The organism is Kitasatospora sp. NPDC127067 (assembly GCF_042724755.1).
In the GTDB taxonomy this organism is placed as follows: domain Bacteria; phylum Actinomycetota; class Actinomycetes; order Streptomycetales; family Streptomycetaceae; genus Kitasatospora; species Kitasatospora lactacystinica.
Genome location: NZ_JBHXEM010000160.1, coordinates 1 through 17,405 on the forward strand (window position 1 = coordinate 1; position 17,405 = coordinate 17,405).

The 17,405-nt window shown below is 71.2% G+C and carries 15 protein-coding genes, 1 rRNA gene and 2 pseudogenes; 5 read left to right on the forward strand and 13 right to left on the reverse strand.

Translation table 11 applies throughout. From position 1 onward, the window contains the following. Positions 1-136 precede the first annotated feature (136 nt). From ACFWJ4_RS36830 to ACFWJ4_RS36845, 4 genes and pseudogenes are all read right to left on the reverse strand, one after another. Positions 137-1,024: an LAETG motif-containing sortase-dependent surface protein gene (locus ACFWJ4_RS36830; RefSeq protein ID WP_380552476.1), complete on the reverse strand. Its 888-nt coding sequence runs from the start codon at positions 1,022-1,024 to the stop codon at positions 137-139. A gap of 236 nt (positions 1,025-1,260) precedes the next feature. Next, the gene (locus ACFWJ4_RS36835; protein WP_380552479.1) at positions 1,261-2,760 is read right to left on the reverse strand and encodes a sensor histidine kinase; all 1,500 of its coding nucleotides are present in this window, start codon (positions 2,758-2,760) and stop codon (positions 1,261-1,263) included. A 12-nt stretch (positions 2,761-2,772) separates the two neighbouring features. Continuing rightward, entirely contained in the window at positions 2,773-3,561 is a 789-nt protein-coding gene (locus ACFWJ4_RS36840) for a response regulator transcription factor (protein ID WP_359914346.1), read from the reverse strand. A 299-nt stretch (positions 3,562-3,860) separates the two neighbouring features. Then, positions 3,861-4,412: pseudogene (locus ACFWJ4_RS36845) on the reverse strand (sigma factor); the annotation flags it as partial. 198 nt (positions 4,413-4,610) lie between these two features. Here ACFWJ4_RS36845 and ACFWJ4_RS36850 point away from each other — a divergent pair. From ACFWJ4_RS36850 to ACFWJ4_RS36860, 3 genes are all read left to right on the forward strand, one after another. Beyond that, on the forward strand, positions 4,611-5,093 hold the full coding sequence (locus tag ACFWJ4_RS36850; protein WP_380552482.1) for a nuclear transport factor 2 family protein: 483 nt from the start codon (positions 4,611-4,613) through the stop codon (positions 5,091-5,093). 87 nt (positions 5,094-5,180) lie between these two features. Continuing rightward, positions 5,181-5,297 (forward strand): 5S ribosomal RNA (rrf, locus tag ACFWJ4_RS36855). A 268-nt stretch (positions 5,298-5,565) separates the two neighbouring features. Further along, entirely contained in the window at positions 5,566-6,279 is a 714-nt protein-coding gene (locus ACFWJ4_RS36860) for an IclR family transcriptional regulator (RefSeq protein WP_030246527.1), read from the forward strand. 155 nt (positions 6,280-6,434) lie between these two features. Here the strand turns inward: ACFWJ4_RS36860 and aspS are convergent, their stop codons facing one another. Together aspS and ACFWJ4_RS36870 are read right to left on the reverse strand one after the other, a co-directional pair. Beyond that, the gene (gene aspS, locus ACFWJ4_RS36865) at positions 6,435-7,742 is read right to left on the reverse strand and encodes an aspartate--tRNA(Asn) ligase (RefSeq protein WP_380552485.1); all 1,308 of its coding nucleotides are present in this window, start codon (positions 7,740-7,742) and stop codon (positions 6,435-6,437) included. Between the two features lie 267 nt (positions 7,743-8,009). After that, entirely contained in the window at positions 8,010-8,363 is a 354-nt protein-coding gene (locus ACFWJ4_RS36870; RefSeq protein ID WP_359905082.1) for a UBP-type zinc finger domain-containing protein, read from the reverse strand. A 212-nt stretch (positions 8,364-8,575) separates the two neighbouring features. Here ACFWJ4_RS36870 and ACFWJ4_RS36875 point away from each other — a divergent pair, with 212 nt between their 5' ends. Both ACFWJ4_RS36875 and ACFWJ4_RS36880 read left to right on the forward strand, forming a co-directional pair. Continuing rightward, a complete protein-coding gene (locus tag ACFWJ4_RS36875) occupies positions 8,576-9,181 on the forward strand; it encodes a YceI family protein (RefSeq protein WP_380552488.1) in 606 nt (201 codons plus the stop codon). A 238-nt stretch (positions 9,182-9,419) separates the two neighbouring features. Next, the gene (locus tag ACFWJ4_RS36880) at positions 9,420-11,657 is read left to right on the forward strand and encodes a transglycosylase domain-containing protein (protein WP_380552491.1); all 2,238 of its coding nucleotides are present in this window, start codon (positions 9,420-9,422) and stop codon (positions 11,655-11,657) included. A gap of 652 nt (positions 11,658-12,309) precedes the next feature. Here ACFWJ4_RS36880 and ACFWJ4_RS36885 read toward each other — a convergent pair. The 7 genes and pseudogenes from ACFWJ4_RS36885 to ACFWJ4_RS36915 all read right to left on the reverse strand — a co-directional run. Further along, positions 12,310-12,705 (reverse strand): annotated as a pseudogene (locus ACFWJ4_RS36885) (MBL fold metallo-hydrolase); the annotation flags it as partial. A 315-nt stretch (positions 12,706-13,020) separates the two neighbouring features. Next, the gene (locus tag ACFWJ4_RS36890) at positions 13,021-14,127 is read right to left on the reverse strand and encodes a methyltransferase domain-containing protein (protein WP_380552494.1); all 1,107 of its coding nucleotides are present in this window, start codon (positions 14,125-14,127) and stop codon (positions 13,021-13,023) included. After that, positions 14,124-15,098, reverse strand: a complete 975-nt coding sequence (gene tgmB, locus ACFWJ4_RS36895) for an ATP-grasp ribosomal peptide maturase (RefSeq protein WP_380552496.1) — start codon at positions 15,096-15,098, stop codon at positions 14,124-14,126. Before tgmB ends, ACFWJ4_RS36890 begins: the two co-directional genes overlap by 4 nt. 1 nt (position 15,099) lies before the next feature. Next, complete coding sequence (locus ACFWJ4_RS36900) at positions 15,100-15,438, reverse strand: hypothetical protein (RefSeq protein ID WP_380552499.1); 339 nt, start codon at positions 15,436-15,438, stop codon at positions 15,100-15,102. Positions 15,439-15,662: 224 nt separating this feature from the next. Beyond that, positions 15,663-16,496, reverse strand: a complete 834-nt coding sequence (locus ACFWJ4_RS36905) for a helix-turn-helix domain-containing protein (protein WP_380552502.1) — start codon at positions 16,494-16,496, stop codon at positions 15,663-15,665. Next, positions 16,493-17,017: a DUF6879 family protein gene (locus ACFWJ4_RS36910; protein ID WP_380552504.1), complete on the reverse strand. Its 525-nt coding sequence runs from the start codon at positions 17,015-17,017 to the stop codon at positions 16,493-16,495. Before ACFWJ4_RS36910 ends, ACFWJ4_RS36905 begins: the two co-directional genes overlap by 4 nt. Further along, complete coding sequence (locus tag ACFWJ4_RS36915; protein ID WP_359905104.1) at positions 17,001-17,192, reverse strand: hypothetical protein; 192 nt, start codon at positions 17,190-17,192, stop codon at positions 17,001-17,003. The genes ACFWJ4_RS36910 and ACFWJ4_RS36915 overlap by 17 nt, the downstream gene beginning before the upstream one ends. Positions 17,193-17,405: the final 213 nt, after the last annotated feature.

Below are 17,405 nucleotides of genomic sequence, written 5' to 3' on the forward strand. Positions count from 1 at the left end.
GGCGCCGGCTCCGCCGGGTGCAGCCGATCCGGGAGTCTGGGGGCCGGGAACGCCGGTACCGCAGGAAGGGCCGGGGCCTGTCCTGCGGTTCCGGGGTGGTCGCGCCGCCCTCCCGAGCGGGCGCGACCGGGGTGGGTCAGGAGGTGGGGCGGGTGGCCGGCTTGCGGCGGGAGACGTAGAGGGCCGCGGCGCCGAGGCTGATCGCGAGGCCGGCACCGAGGGCGAGGTACGGGGTGGCCGGGTTGGAGCCGGTCTCGGCGAGTTCGGTGGTCGAGCCGGTGGTGGCCCGGGTGGTCGACGTGGTCGAGGCGGTCGACTTGCCGGTGGTGCCGGTCTTGGCTGTGGTGGTGGTGTTGGAGACCGGGGTGACCGCCGCGGGCTGCTCCACCGGCTTCTCGGCGGGCTTCTCGGCGGGCTTCTCGACCGGCTTCTCGGCGGCCGCCCTCGCTTCGGCGAGGGCCTGGTCCGCGGCGGCCTTGGCGGCGGCCGCGGCCTTGGTGGCCTGGTCCGCCGTGTGGATCCGCCGGAACGCCTCGACCCGGGCGTCGTCCAGGGCATTCGCCGCGGCGGTCACGGCGGCCTTGGCCTTCGCGTCCGCGGCGTTGGCGGCGTTCGCAGCGGCGTACGCCTTGTTCAGCCGCTCCCTGGCCGCGGGCAGCTCCTCCTCCGTGGCGACGCGGAACGCGTCGGAGGCCGCCTCGGCCTCCTTCCTGGCGGCGTCCTTGGCCGCGGCGGCCTTCACCGCGGCGGCCTTGGCCTCCTCGTACGTGCCCTGGTAGGGCTGCGAGTTGTCGAGGAAGGCGGAGGCCTCGGCCCGCACCTTGGCCTCGTTGGCGATGGCCGCCGTGTACGCCTTGGCGGCGTCGGCGACGGCGCGCTCCAGTTCGGCGATCGAGCCGTTGTCGCTCCGGGTCTGCGCGACGGAGGCCGACTCCGCGAAGGCGGGTGCCGCGGAGAGCACCACGGCGGGCGAGACGACGGCGGCGACGAGGGCGGCCGAGACCAGCGAACGGCGGAGTTTCACAATGACCCCTTTCGGGCCTGCAGGAAAGCAAAAGCCTCGGCCGGAAGGGTTTCCGACGGCCGGGCAGCACCGATCATAGGCATACGCATTCTTGACGCTCCATGCCGGATTCCGGCAATGACCGGGCACCGTGTCTTCCTGGTTCGCCGGGGAATTGACGAGTCGACAAAGTCGGGGCGGTCCGCTGCGCAAAGGCCGGAATTCCCGACATTCGGGCGAACCCGCAGGAAATCCGGTCAGTGCTGGCAGGGCAGTTCGACGCGGAAGGTGGCGCCCTCGCCCGGGGCGGTGTGCAGGGTGAGCGTGCCGCCGTGGGCGCGGGTGAGGGCGGTCGCGATGGCGAGGCCGAGGCCGGCGCCGCCGCCGTTGTCGCGGCTGCGGGAGGGATCGACCCGGAAGAAGCGGTCGAAGACCCGCTGGGCCTGCTCCTCGGTGAGGCCCGGGCCGGAGTCGGCGACCTCCAGCAGGCAGACGCCACCGGGGTCGGTGCCCACCCCGATCCGGACCGGGGTGCCGGGCGGGGTGTGCTTGACCGCGTTGCCGACCAGGTTGGTGACCACCTGCCGCAGCCGGGCCTCGTCGCCGATGACGGGCGCGGCGCCGGGCGCGCCGGTGCCGGCCGGGCCGGTGAGCGCGACCGGGCGGCTCGGGTCGAGGGCGGTGAGGTCGTGCAGCGCGTCGGCGGCGAGGGTGCGCAGGTCCATCGGGGCGAGGTCGAGCGGGCGCTCCTCGTCCAGCCGGGCGAGCACCAGCAGGTCCTCGACCAGGGCGCCCATCCGGTCGGCCTCGCTCTCGATCCGGGTCATGGTCCGCTTGACGTCGGCCTCGGCGGGCAGCCCGCCCATCCGGTACAGCTCGGCGAAGCCGCGGATCCCGGCCAACGGGGTGCGCAGCTCGTGCGAGGCGTCGGCGACGAAACGCCGCATCCGGGCCTCGGACTCGGCGCGGGCCGCGAAGGCCGCCTCGATCTGGGTGAGCATCCCGTTGAGCGCGACCGACAGCCGGCCGACCTCGGTGCCCGGGGAGAGCTCCGGCATCCGGTGCGACAGCTCGCCGGCCGCGATCCGCTCGGCGCCCTCCTCGATCCGGCGCAGCGGCCGCAGCCCGGCCCGTACGGCGAAGAGGCCGAGCGCGGCGATCACCACCAGGACGCCGCCGCCGATGGCCTGGAAGGAGGTGCGCAGCTTGCCGAGGGTGGCGTCGATGTCCTCGCGGGAGACCGCCACCATGACGTGGGTCGGGGTGACCGCCGGCGAGGCGTACGCGCTGGGGTTGGCGGCCTGCCCGCGGGGGGTCTGGAGCGGCAGCACCAGGACCCGCCAGCGGTGCTGGCCGCGCTGGTCGGGCAGGTCGAAGGGGACGTCGGGGGCGGTCCGGGTCGGGTCCAGTCCCTCCAGCTGGGGCGCCGGGTCGCTGTCCGAGACGGGCTGGCGCATCAGCGCCTGGACCTTGCCGTCCGAGGAGAGGTACTGCACCAGGTACTGGCTGGGCAGGCTGACCCGCCGGCCGGCGACGGCGGGGCGGCCGGCGCTCTGCGCGGTCAGCTGGCCCGGGGGCTTGCGGGAGAGCGGCGGCCCGTAGCGCTGGAGCTGTTCGTCCAGCTGCTGCACCAGCTGGCTCCGGACGGTGCCGAGCACGAAGGTGTCGCTGACCGCGAGCCCGGTGGTGACCAGGGCGAGCACGAGCACCAGCAGCCGGGCGCGCAGCGACATCCGGGCGGAGAAGCGGGCGAGCACGAGCGGACCCGGTCAGCCCTGCGGGGGGCGGCGCAGGGCGTAGCCGATGCCGCGCACGGTGTGGATCAGCTTGGGGCCGTGCGCCGGGCCGGAGTCGAGCTTGCGGCGCAGGTAGGAGATGTACGACTCGACGATGGAGAGGTCCCCGCCGAAGTCGTAGGCCCAGACGTGGTCGAGGATCTGCGACTTGGAGACCACCCGGCCGACGTTGGCCATCAGGTAGTGCAGCAGCTTGAACTCGGTCGGGGAGAGCGAGACCGGGGTGCCGCCCCGGGTGACCTCGTGGGCGACCGGGTCGAGGCTGAGGTCGGCGACGATCAGCCGGCCGTCCTCGGCGGGCCCGCCGGCCCGGCGCAGGATGGCGCGGATCCGGGCGATCAGCTCCTCCAGGCTGAACGGCTTGGTGACGTAGTCGTCCGCCCCGGCGGCCAGGCCCTGCACCTTGTCGCCGACGCCGTCCTTGGCGGTGAGGAAGAGCACCGGCAGGTGGTCGCCGGGGTGCCCGTGGGCCGGGCCGGCTATCTGTCCGCGGCTGGTGCGCTCGCGCAGCTTCTCGACGACGGTGAAGCCGTCGAGGTCGGGGAGCATCACGTCGAGCACGACCAGGTCCGGGCGCTCGGCGGCGACCAGTTCGAGCGCCTCGGTCCCGCTGGCGGCGGAGGCGACGCGGAAGCCGGAGAAGCGCAGCGAGGCGGAGAGCAGCTCGCGGATGTTGGGTTCGTCGTCCACGACGAGCAGGAACGCTTCGCCCTGGCCCCCGGCCACCGTGGAGCCGCCTGGTGTGGTGACAGTGCCTTGCACGGGGCTTTCGCCTCCCGGTCGGACGATGACGTTCAGCATGAGGCTAGCCCCCGGAGGCTATGCGGCATGGATGAATGTTGGATTAACACCTTATCGGTCGGTTTTTGGACGATCGGCGCACAGGGGTGGGCTCGATGGTGTGCGCACGGGCGTGGACACGACGGACGCGCGCCGGACGGGGGCCCCGCCCGCCCGGCGCGACGCGCCTCACACCCGCGCACGGCTCCGGATCGGCCGCCCCTGTGTCCGCGGCCGGAGCTTCTCCGGGAGCCTGATCACCCGCCGGATGCGGGTGATCAGGCTCCCGGCGCGGCCGTGGCCTGCGCGGCCCGGATCCGGCGGTGGGCGGAGGCGGCCAGCCGACGGCAGGCGGCCGGACTGCGGCCGACGATCGCGGCCACTTCGACGAAGGGATGGCCGAAGACGTCGTGCAGGACGAAGGCGACCCGTTCGGCCGGGGTCACGGCCTCCAGGGCCACCAGGAAGGCCGTGCCCACCGTCCCGTCCGGGGTGATCCGGTCGGCCGGGTCCGCCGCCGGGGCCGCCGGGCCGGCCACGGGGTCGGCCGCGGGGTCGGCTGCGGCGTCCGTCCACTCCCGGCGCGCGGGCGGCGGCCCGGGGATCCACCCGCCGACGTGGCGCTCCCGCCGCACCCGGACCGAGCCGAGCCGGTTGAGGCAGATCCTGCTGGCCACCGTGGTCAGCCAGCCGCCGGACGAGACGATCGCCTCCCGCTCCCGCCGGGGCAGCGCGTACCAGCGGGCGTACGTCTCCTGCACCACGTCCTCGGCGTCCACCGGCGAACCGAGCAACCGGTACGCCAGGTCGATCAGCCGGCGCCGCTCGCCCATGATCGCGCCCGGGCCCGGCTCGGTCGTGGTGCTGCCCCCTGCTTCCCGCACCGTGTCCCCACCCCTTCGACTCGACGGCTCTCCGCTCCTCCTATGACAGCGCGGCGGCCCGGGATGTGACGCCTTCCCGCTCATGTCACATTTCGAGCGGCTGTTCTGTCCTGTCCGTCGTACCTGTGGAACGGAACGGAGAACCCGATGAACGACTTCCAGGCGATCGCCGACCGCGTCGAGATCACGGCCCTGCAGGCCGAGTTCACCGACGCGGTGATGATGCGCGACCGCGCCCGCCTCGCCGCGCTGTTCACCCCCGACGGCGTGCTGCGGATGCCCGACGTCCCGATCGAGCTGACCGGCCCGGAGCAGATCCGGGCCGGCGGCGAGAAGCTCCAGGAGCAGTGGGACTTCTTCATCCAGAACACCCACCCGGGGGCGGTCGTGATCGACGGCGACACCGCGACCGGCCGCGCCCACATGTACGAGCTCGCGCGCCTCAAGGACGGCCGGCAGGGGATCAACCACGCGATCTACCACGACCGGTACCGGCGCACCGCGGACGGCTGGCGGTTCACCGAGCGGGTCTACGAGACCCGGTACCTGGACACCAGCCCGCTGCCCGGCTCGGCACCGGATCCGGCCCGGCCGGCCCCGTGGACCGGCCCGACGGACGCCGGCCGCTGAGGCCGCGGAATCCCCTCGTTTTCCCTCCTGCTATGATTTGCAGCGAGGCGAAGGCAATGCTTTCGAGCAATTGCCCGGCCCGATCATTTCGGTGGTCATAGCGAGAGGGAAACGCCCGGCTCCATTCCGAACCCGGAAGCTAAGCCTTTCAGCGCCGATGGTACTGCAGGGGGGACCCTGTGGGAGAGTAGGACGCCGCCGAATTCTTCTTACGGCCCCTGCCGTGTCCGACAGTGACACGGCAGGGGCTTTTTTCATTTCCCCCGCCGTTTCCCCCGCCATTCCCTCCGCCGCTCCCCCGCCGCTTCGCCCGCCGCTTCGCCGCCCGCGGTTCCGGTGCCGCGGCACGCCCTCCGACGCATCCAGCATGTGAGATGCAGAGTCCCGGAAGAGCCGCTTTGCGGGCATCTGAGAGGATAGCGAACATCGAAACGGACTTGCGTCTCGCCAACTGAGACTGCAATATCATGGTATGGACAACACTAGCGGCGTCGGCGTTCTCGACAAGGCCGCTCTGGTGCTCAGCGCACTGGAGTCGGGCCCCGCCACGCTGGCGGGGCTGGTCGCCGCCACCGGTCTGGCGCGCCCCACCGCCCACAGACTCGCCGTCGCACTCGAACACCACCGCCTGGTCACCCGGGACATGCAGGGCCGCTTCATCCTCGGCCCCCGCCTGTCCGAACTCTCCGCCGCCGCCGGCGAGGACCGACTGCTCGCCACCGCGGGCCCCGTCCTCACCCACCTGCGCGACGTCACCGGGGAAAGCGCGCAGCTCTACCGCCGCCAAGGCGAAATGCGCATCTGCGTCGCCGCCGCCGAACGACTCTCCGGCCTGCGCGACACCGTCCCCGTCGGCAGCACCCTGCCGATGAAGGCCGGCTCCGCCGCCCAGGTCCTCCTGGCCTGGGAAGAGCCCGAGCGCCTCCACCGAGGCCTCCAGGGCGCCCGCTTCACCGCCACCGCGCTCAGCGGCGTCCGCCGCCGCGGCTGGGCCCAGTCCATCGGGGAGCGGGAGCCGGGCGTCGCGTCCGTCTCCGCCCCCGTCCGCGGGCCGTCCAACCGCGTGGTGGCCGCCGTCTCCGTCTCCGGCCCCATCGAGCGCCTGACCCGCCACCCGGGCCGGCTGCACGCCCAGGCCATCATCGAAGCCGCCAACCGGCTCACCGAGGCCCTGCGCCGCAGCTGACGGAATCCGGCCGACGGACACGACGGCCGACGGACACGAAAGAACGGGCCGCGCCCGAGGAGGTCTCTTCCTCGGGCGCGGCCCGTTCCGTCGTTCCGGCCGTCCGTCCCCGTCCACGGCTCGATCCGTGCGGTTCGGGTCCTGCGGTTCGAGTCCTACGGTTCGAGCCGGTGCGGGCCCCGGAAGAGGAACGTCGCCTCGCGGATCGACGGCAGGCCCAGCGCCAGCATGAGCAGCCGGCCGAGCCCCAGACCGAGCCCGCCGTGCGGCGGCGTGCCGTAGCGGAAGCAGTCGAGGTATCCGGAGAGCGGCCCGGTGTCCATGCCCTTCTCCCGGGCCTGGGCGACGAGACGGTCGTACCGGTGCTCGCGCTGGGCGCCGGTGGTGATCTCCACGCCCTTCCACAGCAGGTCGAAGGACTCGGTGACGGTCGGGTCGTCCTCGGGCCGCAGGTGGTAGAACGGCCGTACGGCGGCCGGGAACCGCGTGACGAAGACGAACTCGTGCCCGGTCTCCTCGGCGATCAGGGCGCACAGCGCGCGCTCGCCCTCGGGGTCGAGGTCGTCCTTGACGCCCTCCCGGTCCCAGCCGGTGGCGCGGAGCCGGGCCAGCGCCTCGGCCATCGTGATCCGGGGGAACGGCAGCCCGGGGACCGTGACCGCGGTGCCGAAGTGCTCGGCGATCGCCGAGCCGTGGCGTTCGGCCACGGCCGCCAGGACGCGGTGCAGCATCCGCTCCTCGAAAGCCATCACGTCCTCGACCCCGTCGATCCAGGCGATCTCGACGTCGACCCCGGTGAACTCGGTGGCGTGCCGGGAGGTGAAGGACGGCTCGGCCCGGAACACCGGCCCGATCTCGAAGACCCGGTCGATGCCGCCGGCGATGGCCATCTGCTTGTAGAACTGCGGGGACTGGGCGAGGTAGGCGGTGCGGCCGAAGTAGCCGACCTCGAACACCTCGGCGCCCGACTCGGAGGCCGTCCCCATCAGCTTCGGCGTGTGCAGCTCGGTGAAGCCCTCCTCGGCCGCCACCTCGCGCATCGCCCGCTCGACGGTCGTCTGGACGTCGAAGACCAGGTGCTGGGAGGGGCGCCGGATGTCGAGGAAGCGCCAGTCCAGGCGCTGGTCGATACCGGTCCTCTCGTCGATCGGCAGCTTCGGCTCGGCCGGTGAGACCACCTCCACCCGGGACGGGACGATCTCCAGCCCGCCGAGCTTGACCTGCGGGTTGGCGACGACCTTTCCGGTGATCTTCACGGCGGACTCGACCGTCACGCCCTCGAAGGCGGCCTCGACGGCGTCGCCCTCCCCACCGCGGAGGTGGGTGACCTGCACGAGACCGGTGTGGTCCCGGACCAGCACGAACTGGATGCGCCGCTGGAGTCGGAGCGTGTTCACCCACCCGTGGACGGTGACCGTCTCTCCGAGGTGCGCGTGGAGCTCTACGACAAGGGTGCGCGTCATGACAGGGGACCCCCTGGGGTGCGGGCGCGTTGGTCGCGCCACGTCGACGGGCGGTAAACGGCCGCCCTGGGCGCGTTCACCGTAGGGGATCAAGCCAGCGGGAGTCGCCCGGTTTTCCGCCGTGGCCGGGCGGGCGGACAGCGCCCGGCGGCCCCTCGCGAGGCGCAAGGGGCCGCCGGAACGATCCGGTTGTGCCCGGCCCGGTTGTGCCCGGCTCGGCTGTGCCCGGCCGAATGCCTCGGGGCCGCCGGTGCGGCCGCGGGGCCGTCAGTGCAGCCGCGACTGCCAGTCGGCGGGGACCTTGCCGGCCGGGCCCGGGGTGGGCTGGTCGGCCGGGTGGGCGGTGGGCGGTGCCAGCGGCGGGCCCTCGTAGTACGCGCCGGTCTCCAGGTTCCAGAACCAGTCCTCGCCGGGCTCGAAGCTGACCAGGAACGGGTGGCCGGCCCCGCGGGCGTGCTTCGTCGCGTGCTGGGCCGGGGAGGAGTCGCAGCAGCCGATGTGGCCGCAGGCCGCGCAGCGCCGCAGGTGGAACCACCACCCGCCACCGGCCAGGCACTCCGCGCAGCCCTCGCCGCTGGGCACCGCGGTGGGGTCGATCCCCGGGATCGGCTCGCCGGTCATGCCTGCCTCCTCGGCTGGGCGGTCCGTCCCCACCAGCCTGGCCCGGTCGCGGTGGTGCTGCCAGTCCGGCGGGCGGCCGCGGCGGTGCCGCCGGTCCGGCGGGCGGCGGCGGTGCGGGTCGGCCGCCGTCCGGACGACCGCGGGCCGGCTTCGTCCTACGCTGGCTGGAGGGAATCTCGGGGACCCGCCGGCCACCACCCCACGGAGTCGCCATGGCCACCACGAAATGGTTCTTCGAACCCAGCCACACCGGTGCGGAGTTCCGCGCGAGACACATGATGGTCACCTACGTGCGCGGCCAGCTGAAGAACGTGCACGGCTTCCTGGAGGTCGACCCGGACGCTCCGGAGCAGGCCAGGGTCGAGGCGACCATCGACGCGACCCAGGTGTACACCGGTTCGCCCGAGCGGGACGCGCATCTGCGCAGCGCCGACTTCTTCGACGTCGAGCACCACCCGACCTGGAGCTTCGTCGGATCACAGGTCCACCAGGTGAGCGCGAGCGGCTTCGAGGTCACGGGTCGGCTCACCATCCGCGGCGTGACCCGCCCGGTCACCTTCGACGTGACCTACCTCGGGCAGTGGGACACCCCGTGGTGGGAGGACGGGCGCGACCTGGGCCCCCGGCGGCGCGCCGGATTCACCGCCAGCACCCGGATCAACCGCCAGGACTTCGGCGTGAGCTGGAACGACGTGGTGGACCGGGGCGGCACGGTGGTCGGCAACCTGGTCGACGTCGAGGTCGACGTCGAAGCGGTCCTGGAGAGCGCCCCCGGGGCCGAAGACGCCGCCCCGGGGACCGGAGGTGCCGCCGCCTGACCGGACGCCCGCAACCTTTCGGCCCGCCCACCGCATCACAGTGAGTGCAGGACCATGGGAGGGGACGGCGCCGCACGCGGATCGGTCCGCATTGCGTACGGACCACCCAATTCCCCGCATTCATTCAGTGCGTACACGACCCGCCCTGTCGGGGCCGGTCCCCCGCCTGTTGCACAGCCGTGACAACCGCGCCCGAAAAACCGTTCGGCCGGTGACTTTCACCGGTTAGCATTCCGGAATGGATTCGAACCACCCCCCGATATGGAGTTCCGCCGAGGACGCGGCCGCCCAGCCGCCCCGCAAGGCGCCGCTCCGGCTGGCCCGCTTCGGTGCGACCTTCCTGGGGGTGAGCGTGGTGTCCGGCGTCCTGCTGGCCGGCCTCGCCCTGCCCGTCGCCGGCGGCATCGGGCTGGCGGCCAAGAACACGGCGGAGGGGTTCGAGGACGTCCCCTCCGACTTCAAGACCCCGCCGCTCACCCAGGCCACCCAGATCTTCGACGCCAAGGGCGGGCTGATCGCCAAGGTCTACGAGCGCGACCGCACCGTCATCACCGCCGAGCAGATGTCGCCGTTCATGCGGCAGGCCCAGGTCGACATCGAGGACGCCCGCTTCTACGAGCACGGCGCCGTCGACCTCAAGGGCGTGCTGCGCGCCATCAGCAAGAACGCGGAGAGCGGCACCACCTCCCAGGGCGCCTCCACGCTGACCCAGCAGTACGTGAAGAACGTCAACGTGGAACAGGCCGGCGACGACCGGGACGCCGTCCTGGAGGCCCAGCGCAAGACCCTGGGCCGCAAGATCCAGGAGCTCAAGGTCGCCATCAAGCTGGAGGAGGAGGTGCCGAAGGAGCAGATCCTCACCAACTACCTCAACATCACGTACTACGGGAACGGCGCCTACGGCGTGGAGGCCGCCTCCCAGCGCTACTTCAGCAAGAGCAACAAGGACCTGACCGTCGCCGAAGCGGCCACGCTCGCCGGGCTGGTGCAGAACCCGTCCCAGTACGACCCGAAGCTGCACCCGCAGGCCGCGCAGAACCGCCGCGACACCGTCATCGACAAGATGCTGGAGAACAAGCACCTCACCGCCGAGCAGGCGAAGGAGGCGAAGGCCACCCCGCTGGGCCTCAACTTCAAGGCCCCGCAGAACGGTTGCATCACCGCCCAGGCCGGGATGGGCTTCTTCTGCGACTACGTGCGCCACGTGGTCAAGCAGGACCCGGTCTTCGGCAAGAGCGCCGACGAGCGCAAGAAGTTCTGGAACCAGGGCGGCCTGAACATCTACACCACGCTGGACCCGGACAAGCAGGCCGCCGCCCAGAACGCGGTGAGCACCAACGTGCGGGTCACCGACACCGTGTCCGCCGCCGCCTCCATGGTCGAGCCCGGTACCGGCAAGATCCTGGCGATGGCCCAGACCCGCCCGTACGGCCTGGACACCAACCAGAACCAGACCGTCGTCAACCTCAACGTCGACGCGGCGATGGGCGGCGGCAACGGCTTCCAGCCCGGCTCCACCTTCAAGCCGGTCGTCGCGGCCGCGGCACTGGAGGCCGGCCTGCCGGCGACCCAGGAGTACTCGTCCCCCAACAAGCTCGAGTACCCGACGATGAAGACCTGCGAAGGGACCTGGAAGAACGACGCCCGCCCCAAGACGGTCGTCCCCAACGAGTCCGCGAGCGAGAAGGGCCCGTACCAGCTGAAGATGGCAATGGCCCTCTCGGTCAACACCTACTTCATCCAGATGGAGCAGGAGATCGGCCTCTGCGCGGTCAAGCAGATGGCCAACAAGCTCGGCATCACCACCAAGGCCAGCGGCAAGCCCCTGGAGGAAGTCCCCGCGATGGCCCTGGGCGTCGAGGAGATGAGCCCGCTGACCATGGCCAACGTCTACGCGACCTTCGCCGCCCAGGGCACCCACTGCGCCCCGGTCGCCATCAACCGGATCACCACCGTCGATGGCAAGGACGTCCCCGTCCCGGCCGGCCAGTGCGAGAAGGTGTTCTCCGAGTCGACGGCGCGGGCGCTGAACACCGTCCTGAACGGCGTCACCGAGAACAACGGCACCGGCGCGGCGCTCAGCCTGGAGGACAACCGGCAGATCGCCGGGAAGACCGGCACCTCGGACCGCAAGCGGGCCGCCTGGTTCAACGGCTACACCCCGCAGCTCGCCACCGCCGTCTGGATCGGCGGCCCCCAGGGCGGCGTGGAGATGCGCAACATCACCATCAACGGGAAGTACCGCGCCGAGGTCTTCGGCGCCGACGGCCCCGGCCCGATCTGGCGGGACGCCATGAACCAGGCCCTGCGCGGCACCCCCAAGCAGTCCCTGCCGATGGCCGACATCCCCGACCCGGCGCCCAAGACCAACCCGAACAGCACCGGGACCGGGGCCCCCACCGGCCCGGCGCCCGGCGCGGGCCCGGCGACCGCACCCCAGCCCGACCCGCAGCAACCCGACCCCCAGCAGCCCTGACCGCGCGACCCCCGCAGCACCTCGCCCCGCCGAGCAGCAGCTCGGCGGGGCGACGTGTTCGGAGCCGGTCCCGATCCCGCAGGCATCCCGGCGGCTCCCCCCCCCCGGGGGAGGGGGGAACCTCCGGAACGGGTCCTGCCGGGTGGGCCGTTACGGGGTGACGATCGGGAACTGCGGGTCGGGGAGGGTCAGCGTGCCGAAGACCCGGTCCGCCGCCTCCTGGGCGTGCTCGCCCTCCAGGAGGACCAGCTTGTCCTCGACCGCCGCGTCGAAGGCCCGGGGTGAGCTGGAACAGCAACTGCACGCCGGCCAGCTCGTACTGGTACAGCCCCGGCCGCCAGGGGATGACGTAGGCCTGCTCGTTCCACTGCGCCTTCGGCACCGCCGGGTGCTCGGGCCCGCCGATGTGGACGGTCGGCGGGACGAGAGTGACCTCGCCGGTGGAGATGGTCAGGCCCAGGCCGGCACCGACCTGCCCCGTCGGCCCCTTGTCCAGCCGCGCCGCGTACATGTACTGGGCGCGCCGGGCCATCGCCGGGCCGGCGTGGATGTTCTCGCTGACGGCGTGTTCGAGGAAGCCCTCCGGCGCGACGACGGGGACGCCCGGCTCCAGCGGGTCGCCGAGCTCGGCGAACAGACCGCGCGAACCACCGAAGTGGTCCACGTGGCAGTGGGTGTAGACGACGCCCTTGACCGGCCGCTGCTCCTTGGTGAGCTCGGTCCTGTCCCGGAACAGCCGGAGGGCGGCCTGCGCGGTCTCGTAGCAGGCGAGCGGGTCGATGACGACCAGGCCCTCGTCGGACTCGATGATCGTCATGTTGGAGAGGTCGTAGCCGCGCACCTGGTAGACCCGGTACGCGCGACAGCTGGTGACCTGGAACAGCCCGGCGACGGCGGTCAGTTCGCCCTGCCGGTGGAGGCTGCCGTTGACCGTCGGCATCTCCGCGCGCAGGTCCGGGTCGAGGAACTCGTACGCGGTGAAGTCCCAGACCACCTTCTCTCCGCTCCTGCGGGACACGATGACCGGGACGTCCGGCGGGGCGATCATGAACCGGCTGGCGTCGGCGAAGTCCCGGCCGTCCTTCTCGTCGGCGGCCGGGACTCCTCCGCGGCCTTCCGGTTCGCCGCGGCGACGGCGACCGTGGGCTCGATGGGTTCGGTGCACTCGGGCGTTCCAGGCAATGGCGAAGCCACCTCCACATCGTTTGTGTGAGCGTCGCAGCGCGACCCGGTCACGCTATGCACGCACTCGGTCACTCACAAGCGCGCCGATCGAGCCACCATCCGGACCAGAACGGCCGGAATCCGGTGCAATGCCGCATCCGCGCGCACAGGAAGTCGATGTCGCCGACTTCCCGCGCCCTCAGAGCGACCAGCGGACGGTGCTGCCGTCCGGCGCCGTACAGCCCACGAACTGGCCCTCCGGACCGGCCTCGACGGTGAGCCACTCACGGCGGGGGCGGTTCTGGTCGAGCCAGGCCCGATGGGCGGCTTCGACCGTCCGCCAGAGGTCACGGGGGCCGCCGAGGACGACGGTGCGGCCGTGCGCGCGGGCGGTCGAGCCGTCCGCGAAGTCGCGAAGTGCACGGCCGTCACGGACGACAGTGGGCCCGAGGTGGAGATCGGCCCAGAACGCGAACCCCGGGTCGTCCAGGACGTACGAGTCGAGCTCCGTGGCCCGGCTGCCCGCACGGGCCTCGGCCACCTCCCACCCCGCGGTCCCTTCGCCGCGCAACGGCATGAAGGCGGCCGGACGGTGCAGGAACCGCCCGACCGCACGCCCGTCCGGCAGCTTGGTGAGCCTGGCCACCGCACCACCGACCGGGGCGACGACCAGGCCGCCGGGCACGCACTGGTCGAGCCACGCCGGGGGCAGCCGGCGGACGCCACAGGTGGCGATGACCCGGTCGTACGGCGCGCCGTCCGGGTAACCGTCCGCTCCATCGACCCGGACCGCGACGGCCTCGAACCCCGCTTCACCCAACCGGGTACGGGCCGTGGCCACCAGGTACTCGGCGCGGTCGACGGTCGTGACATGGGCCGCCCCCGCGAGGTGGCAGAGCAGGGCGGCGTTGTAGCCCGTGCCCGTCCCGATCTCCAACACCCGGTCCCCGGGGCGGACATCCAGCGCGTCGAGCATGTCGGCCATCAGGCTCGGCAACGTGGAGGAGGAGGTCGCCACCCCCCGCACCCCCTCCGGACCGGCATCCTCCGCGTGGACGCCGTCGACCTCGGTGACCAGCACCCGGTCCGCGTACACCTCCCGCAGCCAGCCGGCGTCGGCCCGGCAGGGACGATGAACGCCGTCCTGCTCCAACCGGTAGAACACCGGCACGAACGGATGCCGCGGCACATTGAGGAACGCCTCGACCACCCGCGAGGACAGCGCCCCGCTCACCCGCTCGATCTTCGAGGCCAACACGACCCGGGCCCGCAGGAGTTGTTCGTCGTCGTGGAGGAGAGTCGTCATCCTCGGTCGTTCCCTTCCAGGTAGTCGCAGATGGCGGCGGTGACGGGCAGGCCGGTCGCCTGTTCGACGAACCCGTACTGCCCGTTGGGATTCACCTCGAGGAACGTCCACTCTCCCGAGGGGGATACGACGAAGTCGAAGGCGCCGTAGGGCAGTCCGAGCCTTCCCAGCATGCGACGGACCGCGCTGGCCACACCTGCGGGAACATCGCAGACCTGGTAGGTCAGGCTGCCGTAGTCGCTACGCCAATCGACCTCTGCTGCCGCCGAGTTCGCGTGGATCTCCGCAGCGAAGAGCCGTCCGTCGACAGCCGTGAGCCGCACTTCGTGGGCCTTGGGCACCCACTCCTGGAACAGGTGCGCCGTTTCGCGGATCGACGGATCGCCGATGTCGCCGACGTCCAGCACTCTTGCGTACACAGCAACCGACTGACCGCCCGTGGTCCCGCGGATCGGCGTGAAGGGCTTGTAGACCACCGGAGCCCCGATCCCGTTCGCGAACTCCTCTGCTGCTTCAGGGCTGTTGGTGATCAGCGTTCGCGGGACCCGAAGCCCGCATTCGGCCGCCACCCGGAGCTGGAACGGCTTGTACTCGGCATCGGCCGCTCGGCCCGGCGGCGGCAGCCACCGGCAGGGCAGCGCCGACAGCAGGCCACCGAACCCTCGTCGTGCCTCGGCGGAGGCCACCCTGCGGGCCTCCGCCGACATCTCAACGGGGAACTCCGGCGCGGTCGGGCGGCGGTAGTAGACCGACCGCACGGCCGCGAGATCCAGCGTGCGCCGTTCGGTGGCCAGCGTGCCGGTCCAGCCGGAGGCCCCGTCGAGGCCGGCCGCCAGGGCCAGCCTCGACGGGAACCACGCCGTGTCCGCCCGGAAGACGGGGGTTCCGCGCCGGTTCAGCTCCTCGATCACGAGGTCGGCGGTGGGATCGAAGGTCCCCGTCAGCACGAGGACGGCATCGGCGATCGGCATCTCAGTCGTTGCTGCTTCCCGGGTCGTCCGGCGCGTCCATCTGCCCGGAGGGCTGCGTCGGGCCGTAGGTCTTGGGCGGGTTGCTGGTCATGTAGACGCCGGGCGGGAGGCCCTCGTAGGTGCAGGTCTGCGTCTCGTCGTCGTAGCCGATGTCGGCGGGCAGGATCCCCCCGGCCCCGGTGACCGGGACGAGGAAGCGGAAGGCGAACGGGCTCCCGGGCCCGCTCTCGCCGTCCAGCCCGGGCATGGGCGTCGCACCGGCGACACCCATCGGCAGCCGGGACTCGGCACGGTCCAAGACCGGAACGCCTCCCGGCCGGCTCAGAACGGTGGTGGACATGTGTACCTCCGCGTCGTCGCACTCATCGATTGGTGGGCGCGCACGACGGATTCCTGCGCATGCTGGACCCCCTGTGGCTCCCATCATCGGGCGAGCACAAATGTAGGGGTAGAACGCGGGTGGCCGGCGAGGATTTCCTGTTCGGTCAAAGGTCGACCCGAACCATGAAAGGTGAATGGTCACCGGGAAACGGAGCGAGGCAGGCTGAGATTTATTCCAGGAATTCACCCTCGCCTTTGCTCTTCACTCAAGTACTCGTCTCGAATGGATTCGATCATTCGGCGCATCTCGTCACCAACCATGGCCGCAGCCGCGAATCCATCGAACTTGCGGATGTACAACTCGACATCCCGCGGATCGGTGACCGCGACCTCGGCGTGCACGGTCTCCACCGTCACCGTGCGGTCGTCCCGGATGACGAAGGAGTGCGTCGGCACATCGGACTGCGGTGCGGACAGCGGCACGATCCGGATGTCGACATGGGGGAGGCGAGAGGCGGAGAGGATGCGGTCCAACTGCCCGGCCATCATCGCGGGCGGCACCAGACGCCACCGGAGAACGGGTTCGGTGATAACGAACCGCATTGTCTTCGTGGCGTCGTAGAGGGACTGCTGTCTGACCAGCCTCGCAGCGACTGCCCGTGCGAGCGGTTCCTCACCGAGTCCTTTCCTCCCGAAGACCGCACGCACGTACTCCGGCGACTGCAGGAGTCCCGGAACGAGGGAGGGCTGGAACACGCGGAGAAGCCTGGTGGAGTCGTCCAGCGCTTTGATCTGCTGCTGCTTGCGGTGGTACCCGAGACGCCGGACCAGGCGCCAGGCGGTCGCCTCTGTGGCCTGTGCCCGCGCGGCAGCCATGTACTCGGACTTGACCTCATCGGACACACCTATAGCGGTGAGAATGCGGTCCACATCCACGACGGTGGGCGACACCTTGCCGGTCTCGATCTTGCTCAGCTTGCTCGGGGACATGACGGCACTGCGGGCCACCGCCTTGGCCTCCTTTCCGGAGGCCTGCCGTAGTTCCCGCAGCGCCGGTCCAATCCGCGTTCTGTTCACTCGCTGTGCTCGGCCCACCATTCGGAGAACGGAATCGCTTGAGCCATCACGGTGTCGCGGCACGCCCTGAGTTCCGCGGCCCGGCCGCCAGTGAGGAATTCGACGCCGAGGTACTTGCCCCCGTCGTAGCTCATCGAGACCGCAGTCTCGTCGTCGAAGAGCCAGAAGTCCGGTGCTTCGGGAACGGGGTTCTCCCGGTCGGTGACGTCCAGGATGAAGAACTCCTCACCAGCCGTCATGTTGCGGTGGTATCCCCATGCGAGCTCGAAGCGAAGGTAGTCCGTGAGCGGCCGCGAGAGGATGTGCACCCGGTACATGCGCTTGCCCGCCTGCGTGGCATCGGCCACTGTTCTGACCCATCCCGCGTTCTTGTAATCATCCGGCTGTTCCCCACCGGCGAGAAAGGCTCGGTAGGCGTCGACTCCACCGGACTGACTGTAGTCGTCGAGCGTTTCGAGTCGAAAAGCCTCGCGCTCGAACGCCGAGAACCAATCCCCGAGAGTCCTAGATGAGGTTGTCACGGACGGCCTTTCGAATGAGTTCGACGGGAACCTCCACCAACATCTCGTGCGCCGGGATCTGGAGGCTGTGTTCGGTCACGAGCTCGCCCTGGACGGCGAGGGTGCCCCGGTCCGTCAGGTACAGCGTCGGGCACTCGCCCTCGTCGCAGGAACCTACAAGCCGTGTCAGCTCCACAGTTGCCTCCTTGCTCGCCGGGTCTCCGAACGATGCTCCCGGAGCTGATCCGGCAGAGGCAAGGGTCTCCCGTTGCCGGTACTGGAAACTGGGATGATCTCGAACATATGCACCATAACGTGCTTCGACCGGTGGCCCCTTGCGGGAGCAAGGTGGCACAGGGGGAGAATCTAAGGCGGGGGGTGAAGTTTACGGCGAACAAAGCCCGCCCGT